General features: G+C 65.8%; 16 protein-coding genes. 11 read left to right on the forward strand and 5 right to left on the reverse strand.

Annotation, left to right across the window (positions count from 1 at the left end):
- Positions 1-316 precede the first annotated feature (316 nt).
- From AB4Y99_RS02455 to AB4Y99_RS02470, 4 genes are all read left to right on the forward strand, one after another.
- Entirely contained in the window at positions 317-733 is a 417-nt protein-coding gene (locus AB4Y99_RS02455; RefSeq protein WP_441522233.1) for an NUDIX hydrolase, read from the forward strand.
- A gap of 15 nt (positions 734-748) precedes the next feature.
- Positions 749-1,540: a class I SAM-dependent methyltransferase gene (locus tag AB4Y99_RS02460; RefSeq protein WP_441522234.1), complete on the forward strand. Its 792-nt coding sequence runs from the start codon at positions 749-751 to the stop codon at positions 1,538-1,540.
- 95 nt (positions 1,541-1,635) lie between these two features.
- Positions 1,636-2,658, forward strand: coding sequence for a DNA topoisomerase IB (locus tag AB4Y99_RS02465; protein WP_441522235.1), 1,023 nt, complete (start codon positions 1,636-1,638; stop codon positions 2,656-2,658).
- 222 nt (positions 2,659-2,880) lie between these two features.
- Positions 2,881-3,180: a hypothetical protein gene (locus AB4Y99_RS02470; protein WP_441522236.1), complete on the forward strand. Its 300-nt coding sequence runs from the start codon at positions 2,881-2,883 to the stop codon at positions 3,178-3,180.
- 50 nt (positions 3,181-3,230) lie between these two features.
- On the opposite strand, the gene AB4Y99_RS02475 is transcribed toward AB4Y99_RS02470, so the two are convergent.
- The 5 genes from AB4Y99_RS02475 to AB4Y99_RS02495 all read right to left on the reverse strand — a co-directional run bounded on the left by AB4Y99_RS02475 (position 3,231) and on the right by AB4Y99_RS02495 (position 7,596).
- Entirely contained in the window at positions 3,231-3,647 is a 417-nt protein-coding gene (locus AB4Y99_RS02475) for a DUF1236 domain-containing protein (RefSeq protein ID WP_133564209.1), read from the reverse strand.
- 517 nt (positions 3,648-4,164) lie between these two features.
- Positions 4,165-4,716, reverse strand: a complete 552-nt coding sequence (ssb, locus tag AB4Y99_RS02480; RefSeq protein WP_038367469.1) for a single-stranded DNA-binding protein — start codon at positions 4,714-4,716, stop codon at positions 4,165-4,167.
- A 217-nt stretch (positions 4,717-4,933) separates the two neighbouring features.
- Positions 4,934-5,791 (reverse strand): ABC transporter permease, encoded by an 858-nt coding sequence (locus tag AB4Y99_RS02485; protein WP_441522237.1) that lies wholly within the window; start codon positions 5,789-5,791, stop codon positions 4,934-4,936.
- Positions 5,788-6,783 carry an ABC transporter substrate-binding protein gene (locus tag AB4Y99_RS02490; protein WP_210323676.1) on the reverse strand — a complete coding sequence of 332 codons (996 nt, stop codon included), beginning with the start codon at positions 6,781-6,783 and terminating at the stop codon, positions 5,788-5,790. The genes AB4Y99_RS02485 and AB4Y99_RS02490 overlap by 4 nt, the downstream gene beginning before the upstream one ends.
- 246 nt (positions 6,784-7,029) lie before the next feature.
- The gene (locus AB4Y99_RS02495; RefSeq protein ID WP_441522238.1) at positions 7,030-7,596 is read right to left on the reverse strand and encodes a biotin transporter BioY; all 567 of its coding nucleotides are present in this window, start codon (positions 7,594-7,596) and stop codon (positions 7,030-7,032) included.
- 216 nt (positions 7,597-7,812) lie between these two features.
- On the opposite strand from AB4Y99_RS02495, the gene AB4Y99_RS02500 reads away from it, so the two are divergent.
- The 7 genes from AB4Y99_RS02500 (at position 7,813) to AB4Y99_RS02530 (ending at position 18,988) form a co-directional block, all read left to right on the forward strand.
- A complete protein-coding gene (locus AB4Y99_RS02500; protein ID WP_038367477.1) occupies positions 7,813-8,991 on the forward strand; it encodes a pyridoxal-phosphate-dependent aminotransferase family protein in 1,179 nt (392 codons plus the stop codon).
- Positions 8,992-9,231: 240 nt separating this feature from the next.
- Positions 9,232-10,854, forward strand: coding sequence for an ABC-F family ATP-binding cassette domain-containing protein (locus AB4Y99_RS02505; RefSeq protein WP_441522239.1), 1,623 nt, complete (start codon positions 9,232-9,234; stop codon positions 10,852-10,854).
- Between the two features lie 399 nt (positions 10,855-11,253).
- Positions 11,254-14,172, forward strand: a complete 2,919-nt coding sequence (gene uvrA, locus AB4Y99_RS02510; protein ID WP_441522261.1) for an excinuclease ABC subunit UvrA — start codon at positions 11,254-11,256, stop codon at positions 14,170-14,172.
- Between the two features lie 292 nt (positions 14,173-14,464).
- Positions 14,465-15,232, forward strand: a complete 768-nt coding sequence (locus AB4Y99_RS02515; RefSeq protein ID WP_441522240.1) for a DUF5131 family protein — start codon at positions 14,465-14,467, stop codon at positions 15,230-15,232.
- A complete protein-coding gene (tcmP, locus tag AB4Y99_RS02520; RefSeq protein ID WP_441522241.1) occupies positions 15,232-16,380 on the forward strand; it encodes a three-Cys-motif partner protein TcmP in 1,149 nt (382 codons plus the stop codon). The genes AB4Y99_RS02515 and tcmP overlap by 1 nt, the downstream gene beginning before the upstream one ends.
- Before the next feature lie 556 nt (positions 16,381-16,936).
- Positions 16,937-17,263: a hypothetical protein gene (locus AB4Y99_RS02525; protein ID WP_441522242.1), complete on the forward strand. Its 327-nt coding sequence runs from the start codon at positions 16,937-16,939 to the stop codon at positions 17,261-17,263.
- 384 nt (positions 17,264-17,647) lie between these two features.
- Positions 17,648-18,988 carry an O-antigen ligase family protein gene (locus tag AB4Y99_RS02530; protein ID WP_441522243.1) on the forward strand — a complete coding sequence of 447 codons (1,341 nt, stop codon included), beginning with the start codon at positions 17,648-17,650 and terminating at the stop codon, positions 18,986-18,988.
- Positions 18,989-18,994: the final 6 nt, after the last annotated feature.

Here is an 18,994-nt window from a genome sequence, read left to right on the forward strand (position 1 = left end):
CGGATCGGGTTCGCCATGCAGCAGGGCTTCGAGCTGCTGGGCCAGTTCGCGGTAGAACGTGGCCTTGTCTTCGGTCTCGATGTCGCGCGCCTCGAACATGACCCTGCGCCTCCGGAATTTTCGCGATTCCCGGATCGCCACGCGTCCCGCGGATGCGGCAGCGGCGATCTATGCATTTGTTATCGCATCGGATTGTCCCGAAAAGTGGCGTCCACTTTTCGCGCGATGCTATAGCACCATCGGCCGGGCTTCGCCATGCGCGGCAAGCGAACCGCCCTCGCCCCGCCTGGCCGCAACCGAGAGTTCACCGCTCGCGATGCCCCACCCCAGCCACCCCATCCGCATCGCCGCCGCATTGCTGACCGACAGCCGGAATCGCCTCCTGCTGGTCCGCAAGCGCGGCACGGAAAGCTTCATGCAGCCGGGGGGCAAGATCGAGCCGCGGGAGGAGCCGGGAGCCGCGCTGCTGCGCGAGTTGCAGGAGGAATTGGGGCTGACGGAGCGCCGCGAAGCGCTGAGCTTTCTCGGCAGCTTCGCGGCGCCTGCGGCCAATGAGCCTGGCTTCACGGTGGAGGCCGAGATCTTCCGGCTCGTTTCCGACGAGACACCGCGGCCGGCGGCGGAAATCGCCGAGATCGCCTGGCTGATGCCGGGCGTCGCGGCGACTGTCACATTGGCGCCATTGACGCGCGACCATGTGCTGCCGCTCTGGCGTTCCGGCTCCGGTGATTGAGGTGACGAGATGGATATGAACGCGACCGCTGCGGCGCGCCATGCCGATGGCAGTGCCGGCGATGCCGATTACGGCCGGATCGGACGCGGCTACGCCTCCTATCGCCGGCCCGAGCCCGCCATCGCGGCGCAGATCGAGGCTGCGCTCGGCCCGGCCGGAACCATCCTCAATGTCGGCGCCGGAGCGGGCTCCTATGAACCGCGCGGCCGCGACGTCACCGCCGTCGAGCCTTCCGCCTCGATGCGGGCGCAGCGCCCGGCCGAGATCGCCGTTGCCATCGACGCCACGGCGGAGGCCTTGCCCTTCCCCGACCGGTCCTTCGACGCGGCCATGGCGACCTTCACGGTGCATCAATGGCAGGATCTCGATGCGGGCCTGCGCGAAATGCGCCGGGTGACGCGCGGGCCGGTCGTCATCCTGTCCTGCGACCCCGCGCTGGTCGAAGCCTTCTGGCTCGCCGACTACGCGCCGAAGGTGCTGGCGACCGAGGCGAGGCGCTATCCCGCGCTCGACCATATCGGCGCGGTGCTCGGCGGCCAGGTCGAGATCGTGCCGGTCGCGATCCCCCTCGCCTGCCGCGACGGCTTCAACGAAGCCTATTACGGGCGGCCGGAATGCTTCCTCGACGAGGGCGCGCGCTCGGCCTGCTCGGCCTGGAGCTTCGTCGATCCAGCGGAAAACGCGGCCTCGGTGGAGCGGCTGCGTCGCGACCTCGAAACCGGCGCCTGGGATGCCCGTTACGGCGCCCTGCGCGGCCAGCCGAGCTTCGACGGCTCGCTGCGGCTGGTGATGTCGCGCCCGGCGTGAGGCGAGCCGATGCTATCGCAGAGCGAGACGGCTCCCATTCGGAACCATCTCCAGCCCCCGGGCATTGTCTCGCGACAATCCGTGAGTCCGCGCCCATGGCCGCTTCCCGACATGCCAAGCAACGCCCCGCCGTGAAACGCCTGCGGCGGGTCTCCTCGGACGAACTTGTCATCCGCCGCGTACGGCGCGGCCGCTTCTTCAGCTATCGAGATSCGAACGACAACAGGATCACGGATGAAGAGATCCTGGCTCGCATCCGTTCTCTCGCCATTCCCCCCGCTTACGAGGATGTCCGCATCGCGGACGATCCGGCAGCGCATCTTCAGGCGATCGGGCGTGACGAGGCGGGGCGCATCCAGCATCGCTACCATCCGGACTGGGAGAAGGTGCGAGAGCGTCGCAAGCTCAAGCGGCTGGCGTGCCTGATCTCGGCGCTCCCCAAGCTGCGAGCCCGGATCGCCAAGGATTTGCGCTCACGACAGCTTGGCCATGACAAGGCATTGGCCTGCGCCGCCGCCATCATGGACCGCTGCCATATCCGTGTGGGCAACGAGGCCTATGCCAAGGCCAATGGAAGCCGTGGCGCGTCGACCTTGCTGAAGCGACATGTCGACATCACCGGCCCACGAATTACGCTGCACTTCCGCGGCAAGAGCAGCAAGGATATCGCCTGCACCGTCGAGGCTCCAGCTCTCGCGCGGGCCATCGGGCGGATATCCGCCCTCCCAGGCGCGCGCCTGCTGCAATATCTGCGCGAAGACGGCAGCGTCGCGCCGATCAGCGCCGACGAGATCAACGCATATCTCAGGAGGGCTAGCGGGCAGCGGATCAGCAGCAAGGATCTGAGGATGCTCGCGGCCAATGCGGCTGCTGCCGAGCTGCTCCTCGCCGGTGAAGAGGCCGTCAGCGAGATGGGCCGCAAGCGGCAGATCGCCGACATCATGCGCATAATTTCGGAGCGGCTCGTCAACACGCCAGCCGTCGTGCGGAAAAGCTATGTCCACGCCATCGTCATTGACGCCTATGCGAGCGGCCGCCTGCAGCGCAGCTACGCGAAAGTGCGCGCCTCGGCGCGTTGCTCTCGCATCGAGCGGGCCTTGGGCCAGCTCGCGGCCTGATGAAGGTACCCTGATATCTGCGTGCGATATCGCAGCCCGACCTGCGGCTCTTATGTCTCGTTGTGACGCCCACGAACATCACGGACCGGTGATGCATGCACAGAGGCACGAAGGCCGCGCTCGGCAGTCGGATGCGGTTGACATTTCCCAACGTCATCGGGACACTCTGGTTGTGGTGTCCCCTTCTCATCTTCCCCATGATTCAGGGAGGCCGGTGTCGCCATGAAACCTACGGTAGATGCCTATACGGTCGCCCTCCCCTGGTACGAGCCGGAGGACTTCGCCGCGCTGTTGAAGCTCGCTCAAGATCGGGACGAGATGCCGACCGATTATGAGGCGTGGCATCGCCAGGCCGTCGCTGTGATGAATGCGTGGCTGGCCCGTGGGCGAGCGCTCGAGATCGTCACCATTCGACCGCATGAGTTCGTCGCTTGGCTCGAAAGGGAAGGTCTTCCCAACACGGCCGAGACGAGGCGGCGGTATGTCGAGGAACAGGCTCGTCACTGCCACGATGTCGCCTGAAACAATAAAGCCCGGTCTCAAGGATGAGACCGGGCCATCGCCATCGCTCGCTATTCGATCACTTGGATAATTTTCCGCGTTCTCGGCTCAACGATGACGGTACGGTCATTCACGATCGTGTATCGATAGCCTTTGGCGGCCCCATATTCGGGCGGAACCTCTCGGTAGGTCACGCCGCGCTCGGGCAGAACAGCCCCGACCCGCACATCCTCGCGGTAGGTGTATGAAGGCACTTCGTGTTCGGTCACGTAAGTCTTGAAGCGGGGCGTGGCGTCGCCCGTGATGCCACCGACCACGGCGCCGCCGACTCCACCGACCACGGCACCGACCGGACCGCCAACAACAGCCCCGCCGACCGCACCAGCCGCGGCGCCGGCCGCGGCACCGCCGCGAGCCCCTTCAGGGTTCTGCGCGAGCGCCGTCAAAGGAGCCAGCGCGACCGCAGCAGCAAGAATGATCTTTCTCATCGATCGATCTCCTGGTTGCCCCCAGTTGAGATCGCAAACCTCCCGGATCGCCGGCGGTTCCGCACGCTGCAAAAATGCCCCGGAAACTGCACATTATGGTCACGACCCCGCACATTGCGGGGGAGCCCAGTGATCCTCAAACCACGCGAACGCGATGCCGGGAGCCATTGCCGGGGTCAGGACCAAATCGTGCGAAAATGGGCTTCCATGGTGCCGGCAGAGCCCTCAAGACACGCAGGACATGAACCGCGTCGATCGTCGGATCGAACGCGACGATGCCGGCGCCGTCAACGATGCGCGGGACGCGCTCGCCGGACGGAAGCCGGCTCCGCATGACCCGATAAAGTGCAACGTCCTTATTTATACATCAGCCCCTTAGGAGCCCTTGGTTGACGAAACCAAAGATCCGCATAGCGCAACAAGGGGCGGGCTGCATTCCCCTCAACAAATTGGCCCGATTTCATCAACCGGACCAACTCGTTACGAGGACAGCTAGCAGGCCTGCAAGTACCGCAGTTTAGAACGGGATATCGTCGTCGAGATGGCTCGACGAGGAACGTCCGCCGCCACCGCCGCCGCTCGACATGGCCGGCTGGCGCGAGCCGCCGCCGCTGCCGCCCATCGCGCTGGAGCGACCGAAGGAGCCGCCGCCACCGGAGCGCTCTTCCCCATAGCCGCCACCGCTGCCGCCTTCGCTATACTCCTCCGAGCCGCCCTGGCGGCTGTCGAGGATGGTGAGCTCGCCGCGGAAACGCTGCAGCACGATCTCGGTGGTGTATTTCTCGACGCCGGACTGGTCCTGCCATTTGCGGGTCTGGAGCTGGCCCTCGATGTAGATCTTCGAGCCCTTCTTCAGGTACTGCTCGGCGATCTTCGCCAGATTCTCGTTGAAGATCACGACCGAATGCCACTCGGTGCGCTCCTTGCGCTCGCCGGACTGCTTGTCGCGCCAGGTTTCCGAGGTGGCGATCCGCAGATTGACGACAGGCTCGCCGCTGCCGAGGCGACGCACCTCCGGGTCGCGCCCGAGATTGCCGACCAGAATGACCTTGTTGACGCTACCAGCCATGACAGGCTCCATTTCCTGCGCACCAAGCGCCCGTCGAGGCCTTCCGGGTCTCGTCGGGAGCTCCAATCACATCCGGCCGATCGACCGGAGCCGAACCCTATCGGCCTGTTCACCCAATATCAATGATGTTCCTGTTTTGTTCAAGGGCCTCAAGCGAGGTTTTCCCCGGCTGATTCGCCGCTCCGCCGAAGTTCCCGCAGCGGCCGGCCAGGCTCGGTCACGCAAGCGGACGCCGCGCGCCCAGAACCGCCTGCGCCATCCGGTCGAGCAGGATGGCGAGCACGACGATCGCCATGCCGCCGACGAAGCCGAGGCCGGGATCGGCGCGCTGCAGGCCGAGAAGGACGATCTCGCCCAGCCCCTTCGCGCCGATCATCGAGGCGACCACGACCATGGCGAGCGCCATCATGATCGCCTGGTTGAGCCCCTGCAGGATGGTCGGCCGAGCCAATGGCAATTCGACGAGCCAGAGCGTCTGGCGCGGGCCGAGGCCGAGCGCGCGGGCCGCCTGCACCAGCCCGGCGTCGATGCCGCGCAGGCCGAGCTCGGTCAGCCGCGCGAAGGGCGGCAGGGCATAGATCAGCGTCGCGACCAGCGCCGGCGCCCGTCCCAGCCCCAGCACCATCGCCACCGGGATCAGGTAGACGAAGCTCGGGATGGTCTGCATCAGGTCGTAGAGCGGCGCGAGCGCCCGCCCCAGCCGCGGCAGCCGCGCGGCGGCGATGCCGAGCGGCAGGCCGAGAATGGCGACCAGCAACACGGCGACGACGACGAGCGCGAGCGACTGCATCGCCTCGTTCCAGACGCCCAGACCGGCGAGGACCAGCGGCAGAAGCGCCATCGCCAGCGCGAAGCCGAGCTTGCGCCCCGCGAGCCAGGCGCCGACCGCGATGGCCAAGACGAAGACCGGCACCGGGACGTGAAGGAGAGCCGTCTCGACACCGCGCACCGGGGCCGTCAGCAGCGCGCTGAAACCGTCGAGATCGTCGCCATAGCCGGTGACRACGGCATCAACCGCACGGTTGACCAGCCTTTGCAGCGCCTTGCCGAATTCCGGCAGCCAGTCCGGAATCACAGGCCGGATGCGACCTTGGCGGCGATATCGGCCGGCAGCCACGCCTTCCAGACATCGGCTTTCGTCTTGAGGAAGACGAGCGCCTGCTGCTCCGGCGTCACGCCCTTCTCGCGCGCCTCGGCCAGCATCTTCGAAGTCAGGTCGCTGGTGGTGGTGTAGTTCTTCAGGAAGCTCGCGAGCTGCGGCGCCTTCTTCGCCAGATCGATATTGGCGCCGATGACGACCCGGCTCGTCGGATAGGCCGTCGCCTGCTTCGGCGCGTCGCTCGTCTTGAGCTCCTCCCAGATCTTGGGATCGAAGGGCGGCTCCTGAAGCTTGACGAGATCATAGGCGCCGAGCAGCCAGCTCGGCCCCCAGTAATAGAACACCACCGGCCGCTTGCGCTTCAGCGAAGCCTCGATCGCCGCGACCAGCGCCTCGCCCGAGCCGCCGCGCGTGTTGGTGAAATCCTGCGCCAGCCCGTAGGCCGCGAGCTTCTTGGTGTTGATACCCTCGCAGACCCAGCCGGCGACGCAGTTGTAGAAGCGGCCCTTGCCGGGCTCGTCGGGGTCGGCGAAGAGATCCTTGTAGCGCTTGAGATCCTGGACCGATTTCAGCTCGGGGGCCTTCGCATCCGGACCGGAGACCAGATAGCGCGGCACGAACCAGCCCTCGCTCGCATCGGGGAAGGTCGTGCCCAGCGGCTCGACCTTGCCGGCCGCGGCCTCCTTCACCCAGGCCTCGACCGGGTTCGCCAGCCAGATCTCCATGACGATATCGACATCGCCGCGCCCCATGCCGTTGACCAGCGGCGCGATGGCGCCCGGCACGCGCTCGACCTTGCAGCCGAAGCCCTTCTCCGCGATGGCGCTGGCGACGGCGGTGTGGAAGGCAGCGGAGTCGTAGTCGAGCCCGGCGATCTTCAGCGGCCGGTCGAGCTCGCAGGCGAGGACGGGAGCGGCCAGGCCGAGGCCGAGCATCAGGGCTGCGCCTCGCAATAGGGCTTTCATCATCGCATTCCCCCGCTGGCTGTGACCCCGATCGTGCACCTGACGATCGGTCATGTCCACGAAGCGCGGAAGTCCGCAAAAAGTTCCACCACAGGGCGAACGGGGACCCGGCTCCGTGCCGTCAGCATCGCGCAGGATGGCGGACGAAGCCAGTTCCGGTCCTGTCAGCGCCTGTCAGGACCGGAGGAAGCCGTCATTCCGGGGCAGGCCCGGAATAACGGCGCAGTTCTTGTTGAACGAAGCGCTCGCTCAGCCGCGCGGCGCGAAAGCCTTCAGCGTCGCGGCCGCCAGGGCGGATTTCAGGATCGCACCGAGCAGGAAGGGCGCCGCGCCGACCGCGATGGCCTTCTCCACGCCGATGAAGGTCGCGAGCCAGGCTGTGCCCAGCACGAGGCAGAGCGCGTTGCCGGCGAGCATGGAGAACGTCGCGAGGCCGATCCGGCGGCCGTTCCAGCCGCGCTGGGCGAGGAAGCCCGTCAAAGCCGCGGCGAAGGGGAAGGCCAGCAGATAGCCGCCGGTCGGACCGGCGACATAGGCGGCACCGCCGAGCGCGCCCGCGAAGACCGGCAGGCCCGCCACGCCTTCGAGCAGCCAGGCGATCACCGTGACGGCGCCGAGGCGCCAGCCATAGAGCGCGCCGATCAGCGTGACGGCGAAGGTCTGCATCGTCATCGGCACCGGCACCATCGGCACCTTGATCTGCGAGGAGAGCGCCAGCAGCAGCGTGCCGACGAGCACGGCGGCCGTCCGCCAGGCGAGCGAGCGGCTTTCCAGGCGCAGCGGGCTGAACGGGCGAGCGAGAACGAGATCGGTCATGGTTGCTCCGTAAGCATGATCGGCGCCGCGTCGCCGCGACTCCGGTGCCGCCTTGTGAGCGCTTTCCCGCGCCGGATGCAAGGCCCGACCGCGAAAGCCGTGCGCCCCGCATCATGCGCCGCGGGAGGGCGCGCAATGCCGCGCAGCCGCTTGCGCGCGACGCCGATATGTCGGATTGGCTGCGGAAGTCCGCTTTTCCCAGCCCGAGGATCTCCGATGACCCTGGCCAATGGCCGGCCGCTGCTCGCTATGCCCGGCCCGACCAATATCCCCGACCGCGTGCTGCAGGCGATGATGCGCCCGGCCGAGGAACTGAGCTCGGCCAGCATCGTCAGGCTGACGGATTCGGTGCTGGCCGATCTCAAGCGCATCTTCCGCACCGGCGGCGAGACCTTCGTCTATGCCGCCAACGGCCATGGCGGCTGGGAGGCAGCCTTCACCAATGTGCTGTCGCGCGGCGACAAGGTGCTGGTGCTGGAGAGCGGGCGCTTCGCGACCGGCTGGGGCGAGATGGCGCGGTTCATGGGCGCCGATGTCGAGATGCTGGCGGGAAGCTGGCGTCGCGCGGTCGATCCCGCCACCGTCGAGGCCCGGCTGCGCGCCGATACGGCCCACGCGATCAAGGCGGTGATGGTGGTGCAGATCGACACCGCCGCCGGCGTCGTCAACGACATCCCGGCGATCCGCCGGGCGATCGATGCCGCCGGGCACCCTGCCCTGTTCATGGTCGATGGCGTCGCCTCGGTCGGCTGCATGGAATTCGAGATGGACGCCTGGCGGATCGACGTCGCCGTCTCCGCCTCGCAGAAGGGGCTGATGTCCTCGCCCGGCCTGGCCTTCGTCGCGGCCAATGAAAAGGCGCTGGCGGCCCATGCCCGCGCCGACATGCGCAGCGGCTACTGGGACTGGAGCGGCCGCATGAACACGCTGGCCTATATGAAGCATTGCGGCACCGCGCCGGAGCATCTGCTCTTCGGCCAGCGCGCCGCGCTCGACATGATCTTCGAGGAAGGGCTGGAGGCGATCTGGCGTCGCCATGCCGCGCTGGCGAAGGCGACGCATGCGGCGGTCGAAACCTGGGCCAGCGGCCAGGCGCTGGGCTTCGGCGTTGCCGAGCCGCAGGAGCGCGCGCCCTCGGTGACGACGATCCTGACGCCCGGCTTTGACGTCGCCGAGATCACCGATTTCACCCGCGACATCTGCGGCGTCTCGCTCGGGCTCGGCATCGGCGACTATAGCGGCAAGGCCTTCCGTATCGCCCATATGGGCCATTTCAACGCAGCCAGCCTGCTGGGCACGCTCGGCGCCGTCGAGATGGCGCTGCAGGTCAAGGACATCCCGCACGGCTCCGGCGGCGTCGCGGCGGCGGTGGCGAGCCTCGCGGAAGCGGCCTGAGGCGACCGACACCCGCCGAACGCTCCCACGCCCTTCCACGGCCGTCATGCTCGCCCTTGTGGCGAGCATCCACGTCTTGAACGCGACACTTGACCAGAGAAGACGTGGATGGTCGGGACAAGCCCGACCATGACGCGGCAAGCCTTCCATTCATAGGCCTCAGGTTCGAGCCTGGAGCCTGTCCCGAAATGACCGGCAAATTCATCCCGGTCGAACAATTACAGCAGCTCGCAGTACCCCATGATCCGGCTCGAAAACATCAGCAAGCAGAACGGCAAGCAGATCGTCTTCATCGAGGCCTCCGCGGCCTTGCAGAAGGGCGAGAAGRTCGGSCTTGTCGGCCCCAACGGCGCCGGCAAGACCACGCTGTTCCGCMTGATCACCGGMSAGGARSYGCCCGAYGAGGGCCAGGTSTCGRTCGATCGCGGCRTCACCATCGGCTATTTCAGCCAGGATGTCGGCGAGATGGCCGGGATGAGCGTCGTCTCGGCCGTGATGGACGGTGCCGGCCCGGTTTCGAGCGTCGCGGCCGAGCTTGCGGCGCTGGAAGCCGCCATGGCCGATCCGGACCGCGCCGACGAGATGGAGGAAATCGTCCTGCGTTATGGCGAGGTGCAGGGCCGCTTCGAGGAGCTCGACGGCTATGCGCTCGATGGCCGCGCCCGCGAGGTCCTCGACGGCCTCGGCTTCAGCCCGGCGATGGTCGAGGGCGATGTCGGCGCGCTCTCCGGCGGCTGGAAGATGCGCGTCGCGCTCGCCCGCATCCTGCTGATGGCTCCGGACGCCATGCTGCTCGACGAGCCGTCGAACCATCTCGACATCGAGAGCCTGATCTGGCTGGAGGAGTTCCTCAAGGGCTATGAGGGCGCGCTCCTCATGACCTCGCATGACCGCTCCTTCATGAACCGCATCGTCGGCAAGATCGTCGAGATCGACGGCGGTTCGCTCACCACCTATTCTGGCGATTACGAATTCTATCAGCAGCAGCGCGCGCTCTCGGAGAAGCAGCAGCAGGCGCAGTTCGAGCGCCAGCAGGCGATGCTGGCCAAGGAGATTGCCTTCATCGAGCGCTTCAAGGCCCGCGCCTCCCATGCCGCGCAGGTGCAGAGCCGGGTGAAGAAGCTCGACAAGATCGAGCGCGTCGAGCCGCCGAAGCGCCGCCAGACCGTGAAGTTCGAGTTCCAGCCGGCGCCGCGCTCCGGCGACGATGTCGCGGGCCTGAAGGGCGTCGCCAAGCGCTATGGCGAGAAGGTCATCTATGACGGCTTCGACTTCCAGATCCGCCGGCGCGAGCGTTGGTGCGTCATGGGTGTCAACGGCGCCGGCAAGTCGACGCTGCTGAAGCTCGTCACCGGCACCTCCGAGCCGGATAGCGGGATCGTCACCCTCGGCGCCGGGGTCAAGCTCGGCTATTTCGCCCAGCATTCGATGGAGCTGCTCGACGGCGAGCGCACCGTGTTCGAGACGCTGGAGGATGCCTTCCCGCAGGCCAATCAAGGTTCGCTACGCGCGCTCGCCGGCTGYTTCGGCTTYTCSGGCGACGATGTCGAGAAGCGCTGCCGCGTGCTCTCCGGCGGCGAGAAGGCGCGCCTCGTCATGGCGCTGATGCTCTACGACCCGCCGAATTTCCTCGTGCTGGACGAGCCCACCAACCATCTCGACATCGCCACCAAGGAGATGCTGATCGAGGCGCTCGCGGCCTTCGAGGGCACGATGCTGTTCGTCAGCCACGACCGGCATTTCCTCGCGGCCCTGTCGAACCGCGTGCTGGAACTGACGCCGGAGGGCGTCCACGCCTATGGCGGCGGCTACACCGAATATGTCGCGCGGACCGGACAGGAGGCGCCGGGACTTCGGCACTGAGGTGCTGCTGGCCGCGCTTTACCCTCAGCCCTCATCCTGAGGAGGCCTGAAAGGCCGTCTCAAAGGATGTTCCAGGAGGCGCCTGAGATAACTGGAGCATCCTTCGAGACGCCGATGACGCGGCTCCTCAGGATGAGGGCTCACATTTCCGGCCAGGCATTCAGGGATGAGGGCTTGTGAAGGTCGTGGCCGAAGAGCTGCGTTCCTGCCATCCCCTGTCAGCATCGCTCTTGGCTTCCTCCCGTCCGGGCCGTCCCGCATGCTAAACATTCCCGCTGCCCGGAGGACCGGGCTGGTATGGCGCGACAATTGCCCTATCTCTAGGCCTTCTCCGAGACGGACGCCCCGATGGCCCGCAAGACCGAAACCGCCGCTGCCCAGGCTGCTGCGCTGGAAGACATGTTCGACCGCAACCGCGCGGCCGATCCGAACAGCCGCGCCATCACCGTGCGCGGGGCGCGCGAGCACAATCTGAAGAATGTCGACCTCGCCATTCCCAGAGACAAGCTCGTGGTSTTCACCGGCCTYTCMGGCTCGGGCAARTCCTCGCTCGCCTTCGAYACGATCTAYGCCGAGGGSCAGCGCCGCTATGTCGAGTCGCTCTCGGCCTATGCCCGCCAGTTCCTCGAGATGATGCAGAAGCCCGATGTCGACCAGATCGACGGGCTCTCCCCGGCGATCTCGATCGAGCAGAAGACGACTTCGAAGAACCCGCGCTCGACGGTCGGCACCGTCACCGAGATCCACGACTACATGCGCCTGCTCTGGGCGCGYGCCGGCATKCCCTAYTCGCCGGCGACCGGCCTGCCGATCGARAGCCAGACCGTCCAGCAGATGGTCGACCGCATGGTCGAATTGCCGGAGAAGACGCGCGGCTATCTGCTCGCGCCCGTCGTGCGCGGCCGCAAGGGCGAGTTCCGCAAGGAGATGGCCGAGTGGCTGAAGCGCGGCTTCCAGCGCGTCAAGGTCAATGGCGAGTTCTACGAGATCCCGGACGCCCCTGCCCTCGACAAGAAGTTCAAGCACGACATCGACGTGGTCGTGGACCGCATCGTGATCCGGCCCGATCTCGGCGCGCGCCTCGCGGATTCGCTGGAGCAGGCGCTGGAGCTGACCGACGGCATCGCGGTCTTCGAATATGCTGACGAGAAGGAGGAGAACGGCGAGGCCAGGCGCGTCACCTTCTCCTCGAAATTCGCCTGCCCGGTCTCCGGCTTCACCATTCCCGAGATCGAGCCCCGGCTGTTCTCGTTCAACAACCCGTTCGGCGCCTGCCCGGTCTGCGACGGCCTCGGCCACGAGATGCGCATCGACCCGGACATGATCGTGCCGGACCATTCGCTCACGCTGAAGAAGGGTGCGATCGCGCCCTGGGCCAAGTCGACCTCGCCCTATTACGGCCAGACGCTGGAAGCACTCGCCCGGCATTTCGGCTTCTCGATGACCAAGCCCTGGTCGGAGCTGCCGGAGAGCGCGCAGAAGGCGATCCTGTTCGGCACGGGCACGGAAGCCGTCCGCATGGCCTATAACGACGGCCTGCGCTCCTACGAGGTGAAGAAGCCCTTCGAGGGCGTCATCACCAATATGGAGCGGCGCTGGAAGGAGACGGAGTCGGACTGGGCGCGCGAGGAGATCGGCCGCTTCATGTCCGAGACGCCCTGCGCCGCCTGCAACGGCTATCGCCTGAAGCCCGAGGCGCTGGCGGTGAAGATCGACATGCGCCATATCGGCGAGGTCTCGAAGCTCTCGGTCAAGGACGCGCTGGACTGGGTCACGAACCTCCCTGCCCGGCTCTCGAAGAAGCAGAACGAGATCGCCCCGCGCATCCTCAAGGAAATCCGCGACCGGCTGACCTTCCTGCTCGACGTGGGCCTGGAATACCTGACGCTCGCCCGCGCCTCCGGCACGCTCTCGGGCGGTGAGAGCCRGCGCATCCGCCTCGCCAGCCAGATCGGCTCGGGCCTCACCGGCGTGCTCTATGTGCTGGACGAGCCCTCGATCGGCCTGCACCAGCGTGACAACGAGCGCCTGCTCGGAACCCTTCGCCGGCTGCGCGACCTCGGCAACACGGTGATCGTGGTCGAGCATGACGAGGACGCGATCCTCACCGCCGACTATGTCGTCGATGTCGGCCCCGGCGCCGGCATCCATGGCGGCGAGATCGTCGCCAAGGGCACGCCGCAGGACATTCTCGACGATCCCAATTCGCTTACCGGCAAATACCTCACCGGCGAGATGTCGGTCGCGGTGCCGGCCAAGCGCCGCAAGGCCACCAAGGGCCGCAGCCTCAAGATCGTCGGCGCGCGCGGCAACAACCTGCGCAATGTCGATGTCGAGATTCCGCTGGGTATGTTCACCTGCATCACCGGCGTCTCCGGCGGCGGCAAGTCGACGCTGGTGATCGACACGCTCTACAAAGCGGTGGCGCGCAAGCTGAACGGCGCGATCGACCACCCGGCCCCGCATGACCGCATCGAGGGCATCGAGCATCTCGACAAGGTCATCGACATCGACCAGTCGCCGATCGGCCGCACGCCGCGCTCGAACCCGGCGACCTATACCGGCGCCTTCACGCCGATCCGCGAATGGTTCGCCGGCCTGCCGGAGGCGAAGGCGCGCGGCTATCAGGCCGGGCGCTTCTCGTTCAACGTCAAGGGCGGCCGCTGCGAGGCCTGCCAGGGCGACGGCGTCATCAAGATCGAGATGCACTTCCTGCCGGATGTCTACGTCACCTGCGACGTCTGCAAGGGCAAGCGCTACGACCGCGAGACGCTCGAGGTGAAATACCGCGACAAGTCGATCGCCGACGTGCTCGACATGTCGGTCGAGGAGGCGAAGGGCCTGTTCAAGGCGGTGCCCTCGATCCGCGACAAGATGGAGACGCTGGCGCGCGTCGGCCTCGACTATGTCAAGGTCGGCCAGCAGGCGACGACGCTCTCGGGCGGCGAGGCGCAGCGCGTCAAGCTCTCCAAGGAACTGTCGAAGCGCGCCACCGGCCGCACGCTCTACATCCTCGACGAGCCGACGACCGGCCTGCATTTCCACGACGTCGCCAAGCTCATGGAGGTGCTGCACGAGCTGGTCGACCAGGGCAATTCGGTGGTGGTGATCGAGCACAATCTCGAGGTGGTGAAGACCGCCGACTGGGTGATCGACATGGGCCCCGAAGGCGGCGACGGCGGCGGCCAGGTGGTGGCCGAAGGCACGCCGGAGGACATCGTCCGCATCGGCAAAGGCCACACCGCGCGCTTCCTGAAGGAAGTGCTGGAGCGCCGGCCGATCAAGAAGGGCAAGGTGCAGCGGCAGGCGGCGGAGTAGCTTCATTCTGACGCTGTCACTTGATCCGGCAGAAGCCGTTCGTCATGCGCCTGATCATGAGAGTTCAAAAATGATCATGTCGCCTGACGATGACATTCAAGATGGCGTCTGAAGGCGCGGGAAGCGCTGCGCTGCCGGATAAGAGATCGCGCCCGCAGACGCGGCACTATGGTTAATGCCTTATTAGCGGTCGAAGCCTAAGATGCGCCACACGTTCCAAATTGGGCTTGATGTTCCTGTTTTGTTCTTGTAACGAAATGGAGTAGCCAGGACGCTTCGTGAAGGTGACGCCGTGGCGCAAAAATCAGAGATTGAATGGACCGATGCAACTTGGAATCCCATCACGGGATGCACCAAGATTGGTCCGGGCTGCGACAACTGCTACGCGGAGCGGTTTGCCGAGCGCTGGCGTGGAACGCCGAACCATCCTTACACGCAGGGTTTTGATCTGACGCTTTGGCCGTCTCGACTGGAGCAACCCGCTCTCTGGCGGCGACCGCGCATGATCTTCGTGAATTCGATGAGCGACCTCTTCCATAAAGAGATCGACCGTAGCTTCATCGACCGTGTGTTCGACACTATGGAGAAGGCCGACTGGCACGTCTATCAAGTCCTGACGAAGCGCAGCTCTCTCATGCAGAAGTACGTCCGCGCTCGCTACAATGGGCGACCAGTACCGAGACACATATGGCTCGGAGTCTCGGTGGAAGACGCAGCTCATGTTAGCCGGATCGGACACCTGAAGGCGATCAATACTGAGGCTCGGTTTATCTCGTTCGAGCCGTTGCTAGGCCCCATCGAAGACGTCAACCTTGCCGGAGTGGCATGGGCAATCGTCGGCGGGGAGAGTGGTCCCGGAGCGCGACCGATGCATCCAGACTGGGCTCGCCGCCTCCGTGACATCTGTGATCGCGATGCCGTCGCTTTCTTCTTCAAGCAGTGGGGCGGCGCTAGACCAAAGTCCGGTGGACGGCTTCTCGACGGGGAGGAGTGGAATGGCTTTCCATGGCAGATTGTGCCTAAATTAATTCTTGATTCCTTGGGCCATGAGCATGCCTGATGCTGCCAAAAATCGAGAACTACGCATTTCGAGAGCAATCCTATATTAAACATCTATTTCTGGTAAAATACCTTGAGAATGCGGCGTACAAACTTTTCCTCGGTAGGTCGCCAGTATTCAATTACGTCGACGCCTTTTCTGGGCCTTGGAAGAATACAGATTCCGAAACGATGTCGGACACGTCATTCGGCCTTGCGATCGCGTCCTTGGAAAAGGTGCGAAAGATACTGGTGAATATGGGCTTCTCTGGACTGAAAGTTCGTTTCAGATTCTGTGAAAAGAACCCTGATTCTTTCGCGAAGCTTCAAGCCTTCGCGTCAACTAAGAACGAGTTCGATATCAAGGTCTTCTCAGGCGCCTTCGAAAACAATCTTGAGGCCATCAAGTCATCGTGCCTCGACATCAAGGATAGCTTCACCTTCACATTCGTCGACCCCACCGGCTGGGACGTCGACTCTGGATCAATCTTCGCCTTCCTCAAGGACCTCCGAGGAGAGGTGCTCTTTAATTTCATGGCGGAACACGTCAATCGGCACGCCGGGTGGGATGGCGTTGCCGCATCCGTTGGGCGCTTCCTTGCCGATCCCCACTGGCGTCCAGCCTTTGAGGCCATGACTGGTGGTTCCAACGAGGAGAAAATCCTCAGCCTTCTGAAAGTGAACATGCGCAGAGCGGGCGCCGCGACATTTCTGCCTGACATGGTCATTCAGAAGCCGCGTGAGAACCGCATTAAGATGCGTCTGATCCTTGGTACCAAAAGCGGACACGGGCTCGAAGTCTTCCGGGATGTCCAACGCGGCGTCGAAAATGACGCGGTTCGTACACGACACGCGATACAGACCTCCGAGAGCGGTCAATCATCGTTGTTCTCGGACGACATGATCGTCGATTTCGCTGCTCAGCGAGCCGGCGTCGGGTGCCCCGCCAACATCGAGGCAGCGACGCAAGGGCTTCTCCAAGCCGTAGCGACACGGCCAGGGTGTCTCTTCGGGAAGCTGGCGTACGAGCTGATGGAACGGATTCCCGTCAGAATGCCAGACCTCAATAAGATCGCGATGGCTGAACGAAAGGGCGGACGGCTTCGGTTCGACCTTCCTCCAAACAAGCGGACGCCACAGCCCGAAACAAAGTTATCACCCGGCGAATGATGTCGGCTCTTAATAATTTTATGCAACGGCGCACTCTCAGAAGCTATTGCGCCAACTTATCCCCGCCCCTTCTCACCCGCCCTATCCTGCCCTCGCCCATCACCCAAACGGGGCGGCCGTCCGGAGGTATGCTGGAGGTTGGGTGAGGGTCGGCGCCTGCGGGCGGGGGTTACGCCCTGCTCCCGGGAGGCTTCGGGGCACCGCCCTGGGGATATTACGGTCCCTGTGCGAGGAGCTCGCTGGAAGGCTCGGCCGGTGACAGACAGGCATGGCGACGGCGCGACGACCCGCTGAGGGAAACTGGCGCCGAAACCGGCCCATCCCGAACTGCCTTTGCCCGATAAGCGCGGCCCGGAGCCAAAAGTCGCTGAAGGCGGAGCGCCACGGGGCGTGCGACGGGTGGCTCAATCCCGCCGCGCCGCAGCCTGGCTCAACGGTTGCGGATTCCCTTGCGCCTCGCGGCGCTCCGCCAGCCCTGCCTAGCCACCCTTGCGACCCCGCCGCGCATCCGCGCGGGCGGACGATCCCGCCTGCCTCACCCGATCGGAGCCCCGCCATGCCGAAACGCCAGAACACCCCAGCCGCCATCCCGCCGATCACCGATTTCGAGAGCTGCCAGAGGGCGCGGCACGCCCTGTTTCGCCGGCTGACCGACCAGCTCGAAATCTTTCGCGTCTGCCCGAACAGAAACTGCAAGCGGATGCGCGCCTGCCAGGATGCGCGCGGCGCCTGCTTCCACGCCGTCTTGCAGGCCATGCCGGACGATACCCGCAGGTCGTTCGCCTATGCGATGCAGAACCGCGCCAATGGGCTCGACCCCGACGAGGCGATCGCGCAGGCCGAGGCCCGTATCGCGGCGGAGCGCAGGCGCTACGGCGGGTAGACGCTCGCCGCATGTTCTTGGAAACGCGGGTCGTCCCGGACGGAGCCTTCGGATCCAATCCTCGATCGGCCCAAGGATTTGAAAACTCCGCGGAGATCCGCGATCCGGGCCTGAGCCTTGCTCCGATGGGGTCCGGCATGGATCCCGGGTCAAGCCCGGGATGACCGCGGGGTTCCCGGGCCCGCCGTCGATCCGGGCCGCCGCAGCCTCGTCGTCGCGGGCTCCTCCGGGGCCGCGCATGACGCCGGCGGCGGGAGACCTGACCGCCGGGACGGGGCGGTCGGCGTCATGAGCGGGGAATGACGGGCTCTTAACGAGCCTCTGTCATAGGATGGCGCGTGGAGGCCCTTGCGGGCCGCAGGGCACACGGACCGCCGCGACGTCATGAGCCAGACAGGGAGCATCACGCAGGCCGCCGATGGCCCGGCCGGGAGCGCATCCGGGCGCGCTCAGGAGGCCCTGCGCCTGCGCCGGCTGGCGACCTTCCTCTCCGGTCTCGCGCTGTTCATCCTGATCCTGACGCTGCAGCCCTTCGCGCCGCCGCCGGACCCGTCGCAGATCGGCGCGCCCAGCAGCGGCAATATCGTCAACCAGATCGGTTATCTCGTGCTGGGCGGGCTCTATCTCGCGGCCATGCTCCGGCTGAAGCCGCGGCCGGTGCTGGCGCGGCTCGGGCTCGGGACCTGGCTCACGGTCTTCGCCATCGCGGCGCTCTCGACCGTCCAGGCGCTCGACCAGGCGGCGGCGCTGCGCGGCCTCCTCCTCGGCGCGATCGCGATGATCCTGGTGGCGGGCGTGCTGGTGCTGCCGGAGGACGAGCCGGGCTTCGCGCTCGCGGCGGCCAATGCCTGCCTCGCCGTGCTCGCCATCGTCTATGGCGTGCTGCTCGTCGCGCCCCATCTCGCCGTGCACAGCGCCGAGGGCGTCGAGGGCGTCCATGCCGGCGACTGGCGCGGGCATCTCTCGCACAAGAACTTCGCCGCGCCGGTCTTCTCGATGATGGCGATGATCGGGATCTATTGCTGGCGCAGCGGGCTGAAATGGCGCGGCGCGATCATCGTGGCGCTGTGCGTGGTCTTCGTGCTCAACAGCGGCTCGAAGACGACGCTCGGCTTCCTGCCGATGGCGATCGGGCTCGTTGTCCTCGGGCGCTTCAGCGGGCGTCCGGGATTGGCCGTCGCCCTGCACATCCTGCTCGTCGCCGTGATCGCCTGCCTCACCGTCGGCACGGTGATGTCACCGCAGCTCTACAAGCTCGGCGCGGCGCTGATCTCGGACCCGACCTATACCGGCCGCGACGAGATCTGGAAATTCGCCCTCGCCCGCATCGCCGAGAAGCCCTGGCTCGGCTACGGCTATGCCAGCTTCTGGCAGACCCCGGTCGTCACCGGGCTGGAGGAGAATTTCGAGGCGAGCTGGGACGTGCGCGGCATCGGCTCGGGCCATAACAGCTATCTCGACGCGATGCTGATGTTCGGCGTCCCCGGCGCCGTCGTCATGATCTGGCTGCTGATGATCCGCCCGCTGGGGAGCTATCTCGCCGCCGCCCGAACGCCGGACAGGGCCAGGCTCGCCGATCTCTTCGTCATGATGGTCATCTTCATGACCTATGTCGGGATGCTCGAAGCCTTCCTGCTCAACCGCTCGGACCCGCTCTGGACCCTCTTCGCCACGGCGGTGATGGGGCTCGAATTGCTGCGGCGGATGCGGGTGAGGACGGTCTGAGGCCGG

The organism is Allobosea sp. TAB14, assembly GCF_052113865.1.
In the GTDB taxonomy this organism is placed as follows: domain Bacteria; phylum Pseudomonadota; class Alphaproteobacteria; order Rhizobiales; family Beijerinckiaceae; genus Allobosea; species Allobosea spartocytisi.